The sequence below is a fragment of the Caloramator sp. mosi_1 genome (assembly GCF_028622835.1).
Classification (GTDB): Bacteria; Bacillota; Clostridia; order Clostridiales; family Caloramatoraceae; genus Thermobrachium.
Genome location: NZ_CP117677.1, coordinates 1,701,034 through 1,716,942, shown reverse-complemented (window position 1 = coordinate 1,716,942; position 15,909 = coordinate 1,701,034). Strand labels below are relative to the sequence as shown.

Here is a 15,909-nt window from a genome sequence, read left to right as displayed (position 1 = left end):
GTAAATAAGCCCCGTTATTGGACTTATAAAGGCATAGAATCCTTTCACGGGGCTAAACCAAAATACCCTTCTAAAACTTTATACTACTTTATATATCACCATTTATTATAATGTACTCTATTTGCATCATATCTATCTGTTTCATCCTTATACTCATCTGGATATCCTACTGCAACTATCGAAAATGGAATTATATTAGATGGTAATCCAAACATCTTTACAATTTCATTAACTCTGGTTTCATTTGGATATACGCCTATCCATACTGTTCCAAGTCCAAGACTTACGGCTTCTAAAAGAATATTTTGAGTAGATGCCGATAAATCTTGTACCCAAAAACCCTCATATTTTTCCTTTGTTAAATCAGCACAGGTAAGTATTGCAACCGGTGCCTCCTTTAACATTGCAGCGTGAGGATGAGTATTTGCAATATTGTTTAATATATTCCTGTCATCTATAACTATGTAATGCCAAGGCTGTTCATTTCCTGCTGATGGTGCTGCCATTGCTGCGTGTAAAAGATCATCAATCTTTTCCTTCTCAACAGGCTTCGATTGATATTTTCTTATGCTTCTTCTTTTGAATATTTCATCCATAGTATCACTCCTTCCTATAATTTATTTTTTCTCACAAAGTTTTTACTATACCTTGAATATATTTACTTCTATAATTCATAAAATCTATTAGAAATCTAAAAAGGAGAGTAAAAATGAACCTTATTTGGCTTGAAACTAATGGTTGCTCAGGAAACATTATATCGTTTTTAAACAGCGAAAATCCCTCCTTCGAATTTATAAAACAAAAGATTAATATAACCTTCAGCAACAGTGAAATGTATCCCTTTGGTACAAAGGCAATGGGTGCATTTTTTACACTATAGAAAATAGTGAATATATTCTTGTTGTAGAGGGTGCTATTTCTACAAGGGATAATGGAAAATACAACATAATTGGTTACTACAAGGATAGATATATAACTGCACTCGAAGCAGTAAAAGCAGCATCTGAAAATGCTAAATTTATTGTTTCAGCAGGTACTTGTTCCTGTTTTGGAGGGATTTCTGCATCATACCCTAATGTATCTGAATCAAAGGCCTTAAGCGAAGTTATACCCAATAAAAAATAATAAAAATGCCTGGTTGTCCTGTTTCAGGTAATTGGATGGCATCTCTTTTATTAAACCTTATTGAAGAAAAAGAGATAGAATTAGACCCTATAGGAAGACCTCTATATCTATATGCAAATACAATCCACGACTTTTGTGAAAGAAGGACATTTTTGAAAGAAATATTTTTGCTAAAAAGGTTGGAGATATAGGCTGCTATTTAAAAATTGGTTGCGTTGGACCTTCAACAAAGGCACCTTGTCCCTATACAAGATGGAATGGTTATATAAAATGGCCTATAGGAGTAAACTCACCTTGTATTGGATGTTCTTCAAAGGATTTCCCAAACTATACGCTGTTTAAGGAGGATGAAGTTTAAATGGAAATAGTTTTAAGTCCAATAACCAGAATAAGTGGTTTTTTAACTATTATAGTTAAGGTAGAAAATAATACTGTAGTTGATGCCCAATGTAAAGGAACAATGTTTAGAGGTTTTGAAAAATTACTTTTAGATAGACATCCTCAAGATGCAGTTTATTTGACCCAAAGAATATGTGGTATTTGTTCTTCTGCTCACAGCATTGCTTCAAGCAGAGCTCTTGAGGATTGTTCTAACCTTGATATTGATTATAACTCAAGTATTATTAGAAACATCATCCACGGGTTTGATATATTACAAAATCATATTAGACAATTTTATTTATTTTCCGTTCCAGACTTTGTAAATGTTGAAACTGAAAACTTTAAAAGTAGAATTCCAAGGGATTTAGAGATTAAAATTGGAAATAACTATATAAAATCCTTGTACTATTCAACATTAGCTCATCAGGGATTAAGTATTTTTGGTGGTAAAGCTCCTCATAATCACGGAATTGTCTTTGGAGGTATTACAACAAAAATTAATCCCTATGAATATTCCAAAGCAGTTGAAATAGCAGATGAAATTTTAGAATTCTGTAAAACTATGTTAGAGGACTATTTTATTATAGAAAAATATTATAATGACTACTATAATATCGGTGATTCAGGCGGAAACTATTTAAGCTTTGGCCTTTTCGATGATACTGCTGAATTTACTCTTTGCAAAAAGGAAGTTTTATTAATAAAGAATACAAAGAATTAAACTTAAATGATATAAAAGAATATGAAGTTTTAGATGACATCTCCTTTATAAAAGCACCAAGATATTTAAACCTTCCTGTAGAAACAGGTCCACTTGCAAGAAACTCTATAAATGAGGGTTGGATTAAAAGTTCTACAATGAGCAGAATTAGAGCAAGGGTTTTTGAAACAAATTTAATTGCAGAAAAAGTAAAGGAAATGCTAAAGGAAGCAGTTATGAATAAAAACTCAATAGCCAAAGATATTTTAGATGGAACTGGAATAGGTATTACTGACACCATAAGGGGAGCACTATACCACAAAGTAGAAATAAAAAATAAAAAAATCCTTCAATACAATATAATAACACCATCAGCATTTAACCTATCTCCTACATATGATGGTATTAAAGGCCCCCTTGAAAAGGCTCTAATAGGAACTTACATAGAAGATACATCTAACCCAATAGAGATTATAAGAACTGTTCATTCCTTTGACCCCTGTGTATCCTGTGCAACCCACTTAGTAAGTAAAGATGGAGTCCTTTTAAATGAAAACCATTTTGTGCATAGGTAATATTTTAATGGGTGATGATGGAATAGGTATTGTACTTGGACATATTCTGAAGAAAAAGGGAATAAATTGTATAATTTGCGAAACAGACACTTCCCTTATAAATGATATTTTAAATAAATATAATGACATAATTATAGTTGATGCAGTTGATTTTAATCTACACCCTGGAAGTACTATTATAATCCCTAATTTTGAATTTAACCCTCCCTATAAATTTCATCACGATATAATGTTTTACAAAAATACAAAGATTACACTATTTGGTATCCAAATTGATTCCATTAGCATAAATATAGGTATATCCCAAAATCTGCGTACCAATCTAAAAAATACGTAAATGAAATTATAAATCTATATAAATCAAAATAAAATACTTTAAATCGTTGACAAGCACCACAGAATAATTGTATAATAATTGCAAGATTTGTTTTGGAAACTTTCAAGGAGGTCTATTATGTACAAAGCATTTTCATTAAGCAACAACAAAGCAATGATAAACTTTTCTTCCTACTACTGCGACTCCTACGAAAAGGTGCTTGATAGCGAAGGATTTGAGAAGGTTTTATCAACTTATCTTTCAAAATCTAAAAATTCAAATACAAAAGTATATAGATTTCTATCAAGCAAACTATATACCGACGACCTCGCAATTATGAATAAAGAAATTATATCATTATTTAAGTTACTTTCTATTTTAAATCTTGATGAAATAATAAAAATAAATGAAAAATACTGCGTATTTTCAAATTCAAAAGAAGAACTAATTGATTTTGTAGAGGACTTGTATAGATACTGGCGTAAAATTGAAAGATATACATTAATATTTAACGGTTCTATAATAAATGTTGGGGCGTAGACCCAGCATATTTTTTACAAAAAATATGTGCACCTGATTAGACACCTGGTAAAATTAAAATAACCAAACAAAAACCTTACCTGAAAGGAGGCATCCATCAAGTGCACACTAATAATTCTATCAAAAATTTATTAGGTTTTAAAGATGTTATTATAAAAAGATTATTCATAATGACACGTACATTGAGATATACTTAGAAACTAAGAAAAAATTTGTACTTGCCCTAATTGTAATTCCAAAGTTACAAGAGTTCACGATTATAGAATTCAGCGTATTAAAGACATACCCTTATTCTTTAAACATACTTTTATCATTCTTAAAAAACGTAGATATCGTTGTAATGCCTGCGGCAAAAAATTTTATGAACATATAGAATTTTTACCTCGTTATCATAGAATAACTAATAGATTAGCTATGTTTGTAATTTATGAATTATCTAATGAATATAGTATGACATCAGTTGCTAGAAAAACTAATCTATCTATCGATACTATAAAACGTATTTTTGATAATGTATCTTACTCTTCTCCTACTAATTTACCTAAAATAATATCTATAGATGAATTTAAAGGTAACTCTGGTGGTTCTAAATATCATTGTGCAATAGTCGATCCTGTTAATCATAAAATACTAGACATTATTAAAGATAGAAAAGAGCATATTCTTATAGATTATTTTAGAAAAATTAAAAATCGCGATAGCGTTACACACTTTATTTGTGATATGTGGCAACCCTATATTGATTTAGCTAAAACTTATTTCAAAAATGCTGTAATTGTTATAGATAAATTTCACTATATTAGACAAGTCATATGGGCAGTAGAAGCGGTAAGAAAACGTATCCAAAGAGAACTATCAATTAAATTAAGAAAATACTTTAAAAGAAGTAAAAAGCTTATTTTAAAAAGATATGGCTTACTTGATACAGATTCAAAGTTAGCTTTACAAGTTATGTTTTCTTATAATAGTGAATTAGCAATTGCCCACACTTTAAAGGAAAAGTTATTGAGTATTATTGATGCTTCACCTTCTTCTAACGAAGCTCGTGTCCTCTTAAAAGATTGGATTAAACTTGCACAAAATAGTGGTATCAATGAATTGAAAAGATGTGCAAATACCTATATCAGATATTTTAATGAGATTTGTAATTCTTTTGATATTCCTTATACAAATGCTTGTATAGAAGGATTTAATAATAAAATCAAAGTTATTAAAAGAATAGCCTTCGGCTATAGAAATTTTGATAGATTCAGGAATAGAATTCTTCATTGTTGTAATAAATAATCTGTTAAATATTGTATTTTAGGAAATCCAACTATCGTTGGTCTTTTTGTCGTGCAATTTTTTAAGGGTAAACTCCCCTCATCCTATCTATCTTGCTAAAATCATTATCAAATAAGAAAGGACAGGCATTCTAATCTAATGCCCGCCCCAACTATTGACAAAGAGCCTATTTAACAACAAAATAACTGAAGGTCTTGAAAAGACACGTTTTATTGAAGCAAACCAAGAATTTTCTAATTTAATTCTTTCACTATACAGAAAGGTAGAAGAAAATATATTGCAAATAACCCCAAATGTATATAGACAACTCCCCGCAGGAGGCAACGCAGGCCTTGTTTTAAGCAATAATGACTGGAAAATTCCCCTCTGTATGAGCCACTAAAAAATATTCCATTTATTGAAAATATCTTGCTTGATCCCCCTTCATTGTATATCCAAAAAGAACAAGCGAGAAGGAACATTTAATGAAGTATTTGAAAATCCATTAAATAATTGCAAAATAACAACAAGGCACTGGTTTTGCTTTCCTGCAAAAGTTGGGGATTTATTAGCCTATATCTATTTTCATAGAGACTTTATGTCTCACGGTATTTCTCTTTGTAACTTGTTTGAAATAGCCAAAAAGAAGAATACCAAGGAAAGAAACCTGATATAATATATGTCTTTGGTGCAAGATGTAATTGCAGCGAAACAAAAACTGTGTTTTTCAATGATGAAGAAAATGATATAATGCTTGGTTTAGTTTCCTACAGCGATGAAATAGATTATTTTGGTTATATGAAAAAATGACCTTAACACTTCATAATTTAATAATGCTAAAGAGGGGATATCTACCTCTCCACGGAGCAATGGCTAATATTACATTGAAAAATGGAAAGCAAGCCAATGTTATTCTTATTGGGGATAGTGGTGCTGGTAAATCTGAAACTCTTGAAGCTATTAGAAACCTTAAGGCAAACTATGTAAGTGAACTTTCGATAATATTTGACGATATGGGAACAATACGATTAAAGGAAAATGATATTCTGGCATATGGTACTGAAATAGGGGCCTTTGTAAGATTAGATGACCTTGATCAAGGCTATGCCTTCAAAGAAATTGATAGAAGTATATTTATGAACCCTGATAAAACAAATGCCAGACTCATAATACCCGTATCAAGTTATAAGGAAATAGTAAAAGGCCATAAGGTAGATCTATTCCTATATGCTAATAATTACGATAAGGTTGAAGATGACAATTCAATTGAAATATTTACAGATGTTGAAAAGGCAATAGATGTATTTAAATCCGGAAAAAGGCTTGCAAAGGGAACCACTAATGAAGTAGGTCTTGTATCTTCATATTTTGCTAACCCCTTTGGTCCCCTTCAATGGCAAGGTAGGTCGGATGAATTAATAAATATATATTTTAAAGAGCTGTTTAACAAAGGAATCAAGGTTGGTCAAATAAAAACTCAGCTTGGTATAAAGGGCTTAGAAAAAGAAGGACCAGCCCTTGCAGCAAAAGCTTTGTTTGAGTTAATAAATACTATATAAGTTATCCCCTTCATACAATTAACATAAAAGGCCGTGAACAATATTGTTCACGGCTCAACTTCTTTCTACTACTAACCTTTTTACAGCATTTTTAAACTGAGGTATAAACCCTACAACAACACATAATATAAGATCTGGTAATAAATAAGTTGAATTATATACCAAAGAATATACTAAAACATTTTGCCCTTCTGGTGCATAGGACCCAAAGAATATAACACCTGAAATAACGTGGAAAAACAGCCTTCCAACTCCTCCTATCAACATACCAACAGGCATATTTTTTCTTAACAATCCAGCAAGTCCTAACGCACCAAAGGCAAGAGGATAATCTATTAAAACTTGTGCCCAATGAACGATATAAGGCTCTTGAATAAATTGGAGTATTCCGTACACTGCACCTACAATTATTCCATCCTTTACCCCATAGATATATGCAAATATAAAAATAGGAATCATACTTCCTAATGTTATAGAACCACCCTGTGGAAGTTTAAATATTGTAATATAAGATAGTACAAAGGAAAGAGCTATGCATAGACTTGCTGTTGTAATTTTTCTTGTGTCAAACTTTTTATCCTCTTTAGATTTGTTTAAATAAATAGATACAATGGATATGATTAGTAAAACACCAAGTATTGCCCATACATAGGGCTTAATTTTTAAAAGTCCTTCAAAATTGCATAAAAAAACCTCCTTTTTTATACAGACGCAAAAAGGAGTACTTTTTCCGCTTCCCTTCGCTGGCATTACCCAGTTCAGGTTCTAAGGGTCGAAGGTCTTGCCTTCCTCTCAGCCTAAGGCTCCCCAGCGTCTGCTTTATTTATCTTCAATATAATTATACTATCCTAATATATAAAATACAACTTAAATTTCAAAAATTTAATAAAATCAAAAGTTAAAAAGCATACTTAAAAAACTATAAAAGAGATTGAAATTTTATGAGTAATTTTTAAATTAGGTATAAATATCAATAATAAACAATAAATATATAAATAGATTACCTCTATTGTAACAAACTTTATACTAATTGGTATTGATTTATTTTAAAATTAGTTTTATAATATATGTGTCAAATATATCTGGGTGTGGCGCAGATGGTAGCGCGCAAGAATGGGGTTCTTGAGGTCGCTGGTTCAAGTCCAGTCACCCAGACCAAAAGCCTTAGCATATGCTAAGGCTTTTTCCATATTATGGTTCATTTCACTTTTCACCTGGGTGGCACTCTTTAAACCAAAGGTTTATTTCTCTTTCTGCAGAGTCACTGCAATCAGAGGCGTGGACAAGATTGTAGGTATCTTTATATGCAAAGTCACCTCTTATTGTCCCTGGTAGTGCATCTTGATATTTTGTCGCACCATTTATATTTCTTACACACTTTATTGCATTCTCTCCCTCTAATATCATTGCTATTACCATCCCTGAAGTTAAATATTTTATAAGTTCTTCAAAAAATTCTTTACCCTTATGTTCTTCATAGTGTTTTTCTGCTAATTCTCTTGTAGGAACAACCGACTTTATATTTCTTATTTTTAGTCCCTTCATTTCGTATCTTTTTATTATTTCTCCAACAAGCCCTCTCTCTACCCCGTCGGGTTTAATTAAAACTAATGTTTTTTCCATTTTTATCCCTCCATCATAATATTTGTGTGTAAAGTTTATAAATTTAATGTATAATATTAACGAGGTGATTTTATGCAAAATTTATTTCCAAATGAAAAAATAGAAAATCAACCTGTTGTAGTAAGGAAAATTGAAAAGAAAGTAGGTCAAAACGATAAAGGATACTACCATCTACAAATAAGCTCAGGCATAAAAAACTATGATGCAAAAATATGGAATGATAATCCTGATATTGCAGAAAGAATAATACCTGGTTGCTTTGCCTATATTTCAGGAGTTGCTAAGGATTTCAAAGGTACTCTTCAAATACATATTAATAAAATCGAAAAAATTGAAAATCCAAGCCAAGAACTTATAAATAAAGTTATACCCTCTTGCTATCTAAACAGCGAACAAATGGAAAAAGAACTATTTAATATAATTGAAACTATACAAAATGAAAAAATAAAGCAATTATTAAATAATATATTCTCAAATGATAATATTAAAACAAATTTTTTAAAAAAGCTGCAGGAGCAGAAATACATCACGCATACATAGGAGGTCTTGCACAACATACACTTGAAGTAGCAAGAATTGTAATTAATTTTACACATATTTTTCCATATGTCAACTATGATATCGCAGTAGCCTCTGCACTACTTCACGATATAGGAAAAATAATTGAGCTTTCTGACTTCCCAGAAAATAAATATACAACAAGAGGAAAACTTATAGGACATATTAATATTGGAGTTGAAATATTAAATAGCTTTATATCAAAAATTCCTGATTTTCCTCAATCATTAAGATATGAACTTGAACATTGTATACTTTCTCATCACGGAACACTTGAAATGGGTTCACCTGTGTTGCCTATGACACTTGAAGCAATAGCTGTCCACAATGCCGATAAAGCAAGTGCAGAAATCAACGCCTTCCATCTTGCAATTGAAAGAGATGCAGGAACCGATGTTTGGACTGATTATAATCCAACATATAAACGTGCAATTAAGAAAACTACTTCTATATAGATTGTTAATATTAATCATCTATGATAAAAAGTGCTAAGTAAAATTCATTTTCTTAGCACTTTTATCATAGTATCATTATGAATAATCTATTTAGTACTAACCTCTTTAAAAACTAATAAATTTTAATATTAATTTCAGTAGTAGTTTAAATAAATTACTCTTTTTCGTTAGAATTACAATTTTCTAAGTAAAAAATTGCCAATTGTGTTCTATCTCTTAAATTTAGCTTATCTAAAAGTCCTGTTATATAATTTCTAACAGTTCCTTCACTTAAAAACAGCTTTGATGCTATTTCTTTGTTTGATAATCCGCCTCCAACAAGTTTTATAATTTCATATTCTCTCTCAGTTATATTAAAATCCTTATAACTCATCTTCCTTTCCCTTTTAACATATTAGATATACTCTTTAAAACTTCTCCTTCAAATACTGCAACACCTTTATAAACCATTTTAATTGTATCTATTATGCTATCAGTCGATTGAGTTTTTAATATATATCCTTCAGCTCCATTTTTCATTGCTTGTTCAATAAATTCATCATCCCTAAATGTTGTTAAAATTATTATTTTTATATTCCTATTTATATCTTTTATATATTTTGTAGCCAACACCCCGTCCATAACTGGCATTCTAATATCCATTAAAACAACATCTACATTTTGTTTTTTACATATTTCAATTGCCTCTTGTCCATTCTTTGCTGTTCCTACAATTTCAATATCTTCCTCTAACCCTAAAATAAGTTTTAGACTATCTCTAATTAACGCTTCATCATCTACTATTAATACCTTCAAATATATCCCCACCTTTTAATGGAATTAATATTAAAACCATAAAACCATCTTCACCATCCACCTCTATCCTTCCATTAAAATTATATACTCTATATCGAATGGAATTTAAGCCCATTCCTTCTTTTATCTGTTTACATCCTATTCCATTATCCTTAAAATATAATCTAAAAAACTATCATATATTGTAAACTCTATATCAATTTCTGATGCAAATGAATACTTATACGCATTTGTTAATAATTCCTTTATAGTATTAATTAAAAACTCATAATGCAATGATGTAATTTTGTTTAAATCCCCACTATATTTAAAATTTGTTTTGCAATACTTGAAATTGTCAATAATTTTTTTATAAACTCTATGTCATAAACATTTTTAGGCTTTAATTTATGAACTGTTTCTCTAATAAGTTTCAATGTATCTGAAAGTTCTTTTATAGAACTTTCAAGTAATTCAATTGATCTTTCTTTATCTTTATCGATAAGTTTTAGACACGCCTGCAATTGAAATAATATACCCGTAATTTTATGTCCTAATGAATCGTGAAGCTCTCTTGATATTCTATCTCTTTCTCTAATAATTGATAACTCTTCTGTTTTTTCTAAAGAATCAAATAGTTTTCTCTTTAAAAATTCCAATTCATATCTTAATTTTCTTTCATTATCTAAAGATGTTATATAAATTTCTTCCTTCATTTTTGATTTCAAGTAAAACTTTGCTAAAGTAATAGTATTTAAAAATATAAATATATATAATAGAAAATCCGATTTAGGAATAAAAGGTGAAATAACAAACAAAAGAATATATGCTATGATTTCTTTATTAAGTATTATTAAATCAAATAAAAAATACGAAACTAATATTAAACTTGTATTCGGCAAGTAATGCCGAAAGACATTGGAATTAAAGGATTTTTGTTCAAAAAATTAAAAGAAATCATCCCTTTTAAGTGTTAAAATATAATTGCAAAACTAAAACACAAAAGGGTGATTTCTATGGATAGTTTACAACAAAATCAAAAAATTTAAAGAAGAAAATTAGATTTTTGAACATGAAAGCAAAATTTAATGATACCAAAGTTACTTCTGTAGCAACTTTTTCTTATGTGGAATCCTTTAAACAAATAATAGGATTACCAACTATTTTAGAAAAAGGCGTAACCTATAAGAAGGCCGCTAATTCTACTTTTAATACTGCAGAAATTATAGAATACATGATTGATGCAAATATTCTTGGTTTCTCAAGATTTATGCACATTGAAACATTAAGAAATGATGAAGGATATAAAAAGTTTAAAGGTGTAGATAAATTACCCAGTGAAAAAGTATGTAGAGATCTCTTAAAAGCTTTACCAACAGAAACTTTAGAAGAATTAAGAACTATAAATAAAAAATACTTGACTTAAAGTCTTCAACTGAAGATGTACGCGAGGTTTGTATTAATATTGATGATACTGTTATAACTATCTTTGGTAATCAAGAAAAATCAGGAATAGGATATAATCCAAGGTACAATGGAAGACCATCATTTAAAGAAAAAGTTGGGTTTATTTCAGGAACTGATGAATTACTTAACATTACTCTTGAAAATGGTAGACACCATAGTAATTATAAATTTTTAGATTTCTTTAAGAGTTGTGTAAACCAGCTTCCTTCAAGATATATTCTTAAAAGAGTTAGACTTGATAGAGGTTTTTGATGAAGAAAACTTTTTATATTTTGAAGATAATGGAATAGAATATGTTGTTAAATGTAAAATGTATTCTACTGTTAAAATGATAATAGATTTTATAAATAATAATCCAAAGGATTATATATGGCACGATATAAGTTCTACTTTATCTGTTACAGAAATTACAGTTCCATTGCCTAAATGGCAAAGAGCAAGAAGATTTGTGATTATAAGAGAAAAAATTATTCCAAAAATATGAATCAGTTAATGTTCGAAGAATGTAAATATAAATATCAAGCAATAGTAACAAATATAAATTATTTAACACCTGAAGAAATATTTCAAGATTATAATCAACGATGTGATGTTGAAAATAATATAGATGAAATAAAAGAAGGCTATGCCTTTAGCGAAAATAGTTTAGTAAATCATAAATGCAATGAATTGTACCTTTTAATAAAAATGATAGCATATAACATTCATAACTGGTTTAAACAAGCAATCATGCCTAAGGAAGTACAACATCATGAAATTAGTACATTAAGAAGAATATTTTATAGAGTTTGTGGTAATGTTTGCGGCAGCAAATATTATAGATATTTAAGTTTTTCAAATAATTGCTTATTAGAAAAAATCATTACTCATATTCAAAAACAAATACATATTTTTAGTAGAAAAATGATAACAGTTTATACTTAATAGTAAAATAAAAACAATAAATTCCCTTAAAAATCCAAATGTTATTTGGGTTTATTAAGTATACTCAAAAAAGACCTAACGGTATAAAATATCATAATAAATGTAAATTTATTCATAAAGAAAACAAAAATGGCAAGTAGAAACTTTTTTAAAATTTACTTGCCGAATTCAAGTTAAAAAAACTTTTCTTGGCTATATAAATAAATTACTAATAATCCTTCAAAAATCATAAGTAATATAGTATTTTTAAATTTTAATCTAAATATATTTGATGCAACTAAACACAAAAGTGCTGCTACTATAAAATAAGATAGCCTAATATCTATACACTTAACTAAAATACAAATTAAAAGTATAATTCTGTAAATCCTATCCATATAAAACCTCTTTTTATTTATATTATACCATAAAAAGCATGAACAACTTTAAAAAAATTCTAAATTGTTCATGCTTTTAAACTTATTTACTTATATCAACTTTTTACTGATTCCAATTAAAAAGAATATAATAGTAAATAAAATTATTATTGATATTTCCTTATAAACTCCATTTAATTCTGTTCCAAAAACTATTTTTTCTACTGCCTTCATAAACCAAGACGTAGGTACTAAATTAGATATATTTCGCAAATATTCTGGCATAAAATCTTGAGGCCAATAACATCCACCAAGCATACACATCGGAACTATTATTAGATTAGTTAAATATCCAAACTGTATTCTATCCTTTGAAATATTTGAAATTGAAATGCCAAGTGCCACAGAAAAAATAGAGAATAATAAAAATAATATATAAAGATTAATTAAAATATTATTGAAATTAAAATTGAATATTTTATTTATTATAAGAAATACCACTGTTGTCTGTAGGGCTATTACTATATAAGAACTTAAAATATTTTGTATCATATAATTTTTTGATTTACTGGAGCAGCAAAAACTCTATAGTATACTTTATATCTTTTATCATCTAATATCAACTTTGAGGTAGTTGTTCCTAAAATCAACATCAAAAATGTAAAAAGACCCAAACTGCTTAATATAACATTAAAATTTAATCCTGATATAACGTTATAATTAATTCCATATTTTTTTGAGTATATATTTTAAATATATTTTTATATTCATCAATATCTCCATTTACAGTTTTTCCAATATTATATAAATCACTAACTATTGTATTTATATAATTCTCAAATAAAATTGTAGCCTCACTGTCCTTCAACCTATATGTCTTTATCTTAGGTACTTCTCCATTAATAATTTTATTTGTTGTTCCCTTTTCTATTACCAATGAATAATCTATCTTCTCAGAAACAATTAGATTTTTTATTTGATTCTCATCTGCATATATTATATTAACTTTATCATCAAAGGATTTTATTATATAATTAGTTAAAAAAGTTTTATCATTATCAGCTAACCCTAAATTAAACCTATCTTCACCTACAGAAAATATCAATATAAATATTATTATTATGATTGGTATCATTACCATAAAAATAAAGTTTGCTCTATCCTTAAAAATTCTCATTATATTGTTTTTAAATATAATCAAATTGCTCGCCTCCTTGCAAATAAACCTGATAATAAAAACATCATACATATCAATATTATTAAGATATATATAAATTTAAAAGTTTCAGTTAAACCATCTCCATATATTAGGTTAAATATTGCACGTTGAGCAAAAATTCGGTGAAGTATATTGTAGTTTCTCCAATATTGTACCTGAGCTATCAATAATCCTAACATATCCTCCACTTATAAATGTAAAATAAATAACTAAAATATTTAATAAGGCATCTGCAACTTTAAAATTATTCACTAACATATAGACTGTAATTCCCATACTTAATGCCAATATACAAGTTAATAATATTATTACTGCTAATATTAAATAATTGCTTCCCCAATTTACCTCATAAAAGAATTTTGTTATTATTATTATTATTATAGAATCAACAAATAACCAAAACAAATCCCCTAATAATGTTCCTATATATATTTGGTAATTTTTATACCTGCAACCTTAAATCTCTGAATTGTTCTACTAAAGTACCCCTCTCCTATTGAGTAGTATCCAATTATTGACCCATACATAATTGTCATTATAATCATTGTTACAGAATAGTAATCAATTGCCCTGGGAGATTTATTATCTTTAGAAAGTCCTATACTTTCAATTGATTTAATATTTTCATATTTAACAAATTGCTTTTTGACTTCATACACTGCTTTATTTATATTCATACCATTTACATAGGATTGAACTATAGCCTTTACAATAAAAGTATTATAAATCTTTATATTGTTTTCTATTAAATTTATATCTGCTTTTTCACCTTTTTTATCTTATCTGTATAACCATCTTCAATTACAATAATTGATGCAAATTTTCCTCTCTTTAATAATTCTTCCGCCTTACCTATATCCTCCATTTTAGTTACATTAATAAATTTTTTATTTCTTCAATTTCTAAATAATCTTCAAATTTCTTTGAAATCTCGCCACTATCTTTATTTAAAAAGCAACTTCTAATTTTTTATAGTTCAGCGTACTACCTGAAAACATTCCTCCTAATGCATTACCCAATATATAAATTATTAAAATGGGAAAAAGAAAAGAAGCATTAAATTAGTTTTATTTCTCCAATTTCTTATAAATTTATAATAAGCGATATTAAAAGAAATCATTTTATCACCCCTAATCCCTTAAACTTTTTCCTGTTAAGGTTAAAAAACTCCCTCTAATGTTGGCTTTTCACTGGTTATAGATATTATCTCTCCACCATTATTTAATATCTTGTCAATTATAGAAGTTAGATTATTTGTTCCTTTTTTTCAACTATATAAATAAAATTTTCTTTTATATCACAAGCAATTATACCTTTAATTCCTTTAATATCATCAATCATCGAATAATTTATATTTGATACCTCTATAACTAACTTCTCATCTTTAGTAATAAGAGATTTCAATTCTTCCTTAGTGCCTTTTGCAATTATCCTACCTTTATCAATAATAGCAACATATGAACATATTTCTTCTATTTCCTGCATATAGTGGGATGTATAAATAACAGTTGCTCCCATTTTATTTAGTTTTTTATTGAATTTAAAATATGGTTCCTTGACTGTGCATCTATTCCTACTGTAGGCTCATCCATAATTATGAGTTTTGGTTTATGAACAATGCCACATGCAATATTAACCCTTCTTCTTATGCCACCAGATAGTTTTTTCACAAGTAAATTTTTTTATCCATTAGTTCAGTGAATTCTAATGTATCATATATTGCATTTTTTAATTCTTCTTTTTTTAATCCATAAAGCCCTGCAAAAATTTAATATTTTCTAATACAGTTAAATCTTCATATAAGGCAATATCCTGCGGGACTATTCCAATATTTTTCTTTATTTCATCTTCATTATCCTTTAAATTCTTTCCAAATATTTTTATATTGCCTGAATCATAACCTATTAAACCTAAAAGTACATTAATTGTCGTTGTTTTTCCTGCACCATTTGGACCTAAAAATCCAAATATCTCCCCTCTTTAATACTAAAACTTACATTATCTAAAGCTAAAACATCCTTATACCTTTTAACTAAATTTTCAACTTCAACAATCATCATAATTATCCCCTTTC

Annotated in this window: 23 protein-coding genes, 1 tRNA gene, 4 pseudogenes and 1 riboswitch; of the genes and pseudogenes, 14 read left to right on the top strand and 14 right to left on the bottom strand. The window is 28.3% G+C overall.

What is annotated here, in order from left to right; genetic code table 11:
• Window positions 1–95: 95 nt before the first annotated feature.
• Window positions 96–596 (bottom strand): nitroreductase family protein, encoded by a 501-nt coding sequence (locus PL321_RS12210; RefSeq protein ID WP_273962235.1) that lies wholly within the window; start codon window positions 594–596, stop codon window positions 96–98.
• Window positions 597–709: 113 nt separating this feature from the next.
• Here PL321_RS12210 and PL321_RS12205 point away from each other — a divergent pair, with 113 nt between their 5' ends.
• The 10 genes and pseudogenes from PL321_RS12205 to PL321_RS12165 all read left to right on the top strand — a co-directional run.
• Window positions 710–880, top strand: coding sequence for a hypothetical protein (locus PL321_RS12205; RefSeq protein ID WP_273962234.1), 171 nt, complete (start codon window positions 710–712; stop codon window positions 878–880).
• Complete coding sequence (locus PL321_RS21480) at window positions 865–1,125, top strand: hypothetical protein (RefSeq protein WP_443110785.1); 261 nt, start codon at window positions 865–867, stop codon at window positions 1,123–1,125. The genes PL321_RS12205 and PL321_RS21480 overlap by 16 nt, the downstream gene beginning before the upstream one ends.
• Before the next feature lie 35 nt (window positions 1,126–1,160).
• A complete protein-coding gene (locus PL321_RS12195; protein ID WP_273962232.1) occupies window positions 1,161–1,316 on the top strand; it encodes a hypothetical protein in 156 nt (51 codons plus the stop codon).
• Window positions 1,274–1,483, top strand: coding sequence for a hypothetical protein (locus PL321_RS21475; protein WP_443110784.1), 210 nt, complete (start codon window positions 1,274–1,276; stop codon window positions 1,481–1,483). The genes PL321_RS12195 and PL321_RS21475 overlap by 43 nt, the downstream gene beginning before the upstream one ends.
• Complete coding sequence (locus PL321_RS12190) at window positions 1,484–2,227, top strand: nickel-dependent hydrogenase large subunit (protein ID WP_273962231.1); 744 nt, start codon at window positions 1,484–1,486, stop codon at window positions 2,225–2,227. It abuts the gene before it with no gap.
• Complete coding sequence (locus PL321_RS12185; protein ID WP_273962230.1) at window positions 2,185–2,781, top strand: nickel-dependent hydrogenase large subunit; 597 nt, start codon at window positions 2,185–2,187, stop codon at window positions 2,779–2,781. The genes PL321_RS12190 and PL321_RS12185 overlap by 43 nt, the downstream gene beginning before the upstream one ends.
• Window positions 2,782–2,788: 7 nt before the next feature.
• On the top strand, window positions 2,789–3,118 hold the full coding sequence (locus PL321_RS12180) for a hypothetical protein (protein ID WP_273962229.1): 330 nt from the start codon (window positions 2,789–2,791) through the stop codon (window positions 3,116–3,118).
• Window positions 3,119–3,235: 117 nt separating this feature from the next.
• On the top strand, window positions 3,236–3,637 hold the full coding sequence (locus PL321_RS12175) for a hypothetical protein (RefSeq protein ID WP_273962228.1): 402 nt from the start codon (window positions 3,236–3,238) through the stop codon (window positions 3,635–3,637).
• 210 nt (window positions 3,638–3,847) lie between these two features.
• Window positions 3,848–4,921: an ISL3 family transposase gene (locus PL321_RS12170; RefSeq protein WP_273964333.1), complete on the top strand. Its 1,074-nt coding sequence runs from the start codon at window positions 3,848–3,850 to the stop codon at window positions 4,919–4,921.
• 172 nt (window positions 4,922–5,093) lie between these two features.
• Window positions 5,094–6,459, top strand: a pseudogene (locus PL321_RS12165) (phosphoenolpyruvate carboxykinase); the annotation flags it as partial.
• A gap of 54 nt (window positions 6,460–6,513) precedes the next feature.
• Here the strand turns inward: PL321_RS12165 and thiT are convergent.
• Window positions 6,514–7,209, bottom strand: coding sequence for an energy-coupled thiamine transporter ThiT (thiT, locus tag PL321_RS12160; RefSeq protein ID WP_273962227.1), 696 nt, complete (start codon window positions 7,207–7,209; stop codon window positions 6,514–6,516).
• Window positions 7,178–7,278, bottom strand: a riboswitch (TPP riboswitch). Its footprint overlaps the gene before it by 32 nt.
• Before the next feature lie 263 nt (window positions 7,279–7,541).
• Between thiT and PL321_RS12155 the strand changes: the two genes are divergently transcribed.
• A tRNA-Pro gene (locus tag PL321_RS12155) sits at window positions 7,542–7,617 on the top strand.
• 45 nt (window positions 7,618–7,662) lie between these two features.
• Here the strand turns inward: PL321_RS12155 and ndk are convergent.
• Window positions 7,663–8,082: a nucleoside-diphosphate kinase gene (ndk, locus tag PL321_RS12150; protein ID WP_273962226.1), complete on the bottom strand. Its 420-nt coding sequence runs from the start codon at window positions 8,080–8,082 to the stop codon at window positions 7,663–7,665.
• A gap of 72 nt (window positions 8,083–8,154) precedes the next feature.
• Between ndk and PL321_RS12145 the strand changes: the two genes are divergently transcribed.
• Both PL321_RS12145 and PL321_RS12140 read left to right on the top strand, forming a co-directional pair.
• Window positions 8,155–8,622, top strand: a complete 468-nt coding sequence (locus tag PL321_RS12145) for a hypothetical protein (protein ID WP_273962225.1) — start codon at window positions 8,155–8,157, stop codon at window positions 8,620–8,622.
• Complete coding sequence (locus PL321_RS12140; protein ID WP_337961165.1) at window positions 8,604–9,095, top strand: HD domain-containing protein; 492 nt, start codon at window positions 8,604–8,606, stop codon at window positions 9,093–9,095. The genes PL321_RS12145 and PL321_RS12140 overlap by 19 nt, the downstream gene beginning before the upstream one ends.
• A 154-nt stretch (window positions 9,096–9,249) precedes the next feature.
• On the opposite strand, the gene PL321_RS20115 is transcribed toward PL321_RS12140, so the two are convergent.
• From PL321_RS20115 to PL321_RS12120, 5 genes are read right to left on the bottom strand one after another with little or no spacing between them, the layout of a single operon-like run.
• On the bottom strand, window positions 9,250–9,468 hold the full coding sequence (locus PL321_RS20115; RefSeq protein ID WP_337960816.1) for a response regulator transcription factor: 219 nt from the start codon (window positions 9,466–9,468) through the stop codon (window positions 9,250–9,252).
• Window positions 9,465–9,890 carry a response regulator gene (locus PL321_RS12135; RefSeq protein ID WP_337960815.1) on the bottom strand — a complete coding sequence of 142 codons (426 nt, stop codon included), beginning with the start codon at window positions 9,888–9,890 and terminating at the stop codon, window positions 9,465–9,467. The genes PL321_RS20115 and PL321_RS12135 overlap by 4 nt, the downstream gene beginning before the upstream one ends.
• Window positions 9,868–10,005, bottom strand: a complete 138-nt coding sequence (locus PL321_RS12130; RefSeq protein WP_273962224.1) for a hypothetical protein — start codon at window positions 10,003–10,005, stop codon at window positions 9,868–9,870. The genes PL321_RS12135 and PL321_RS12130 overlap by 23 nt, the downstream gene beginning before the upstream one ends.
• A 23-nt stretch (window positions 10,006–10,028) precedes the next feature.
• Window positions 10,029–10,166: a hypothetical protein gene (locus tag PL321_RS12125; RefSeq protein WP_273962223.1), complete on the bottom strand. Its 138-nt coding sequence runs from the start codon at window positions 10,164–10,166 to the stop codon at window positions 10,029–10,031.
• A 14-nt stretch (window positions 10,167–10,180) separates the two neighbouring features.
• On the bottom strand, window positions 10,181–10,687 hold the full coding sequence (locus tag PL321_RS12120; RefSeq protein ID WP_273962222.1) for a histidine kinase dimerization/phosphoacceptor domain-containing protein: 507 nt from the start codon (window positions 10,685–10,687) through the stop codon (window positions 10,181–10,183).
• 239 nt (window positions 10,688–10,926) lie between these two features.
• On the opposite strand from PL321_RS12120, the pseudogene PL321_RS12115 reads away from it, so the two are divergent.
• Window positions 10,927–12,260, top strand: a pseudogene (locus tag PL321_RS12115) (IS1380 family transposase).
• A 173-nt stretch (window positions 12,261–12,433) separates the two neighbouring features.
• On the opposite strand, the gene PL321_RS12110 reads toward PL321_RS12115, so the two are convergent.
• From PL321_RS12110 to PL321_RS12085, 6 genes and pseudogenes are all read right to left on the bottom strand, one after another.
• Complete coding sequence (locus PL321_RS12110; protein ID WP_273962221.1) at window positions 12,434–12,637, bottom strand: hypothetical protein; 204 nt, start codon at window positions 12,635–12,637, stop codon at window positions 12,434–12,436.
• A 90-nt stretch (window positions 12,638–12,727) separates the two neighbouring features.
• Window positions 12,728–13,171: pseudogene (locus PL321_RS12105) on the bottom strand (ABC transporter permease); the annotation flags it as partial.
• Between the two features lie 142 nt (window positions 13,172–13,313).
• Window positions 13,314–13,817 carry an ABC transporter permease gene (locus tag PL321_RS12100; RefSeq protein WP_273962219.1) on the bottom strand — a complete coding sequence of 168 codons (504 nt, stop codon included), beginning with the start codon at window positions 13,815–13,817 and terminating at the stop codon, window positions 13,314–13,316.
• A gap of 111 nt (window positions 13,818–13,928) precedes the next feature.
• Window positions 13,929–14,240, bottom strand: coding sequence for an ABC transporter permease (locus tag PL321_RS12095; RefSeq protein WP_273962218.1), 312 nt, complete (start codon window positions 14,238–14,240; stop codon window positions 13,929–13,931).
• Between the two features lie 17 nt (window positions 14,241–14,257).
• On the bottom strand, window positions 14,258–14,512 hold the full coding sequence (locus tag PL321_RS12090; protein WP_273962217.1) for a hypothetical protein: 255 nt from the start codon (window positions 14,510–14,512) through the stop codon (window positions 14,258–14,260).
• Window positions 14,513–14,965: 453 nt separating this feature from the next.
• A pseudogene (locus PL321_RS12085) lies at window positions 14,966–15,895 on the bottom strand (ABC transporter ATP-binding protein).
• Window positions 15,896–15,909: the final 14 nt, after the last annotated feature.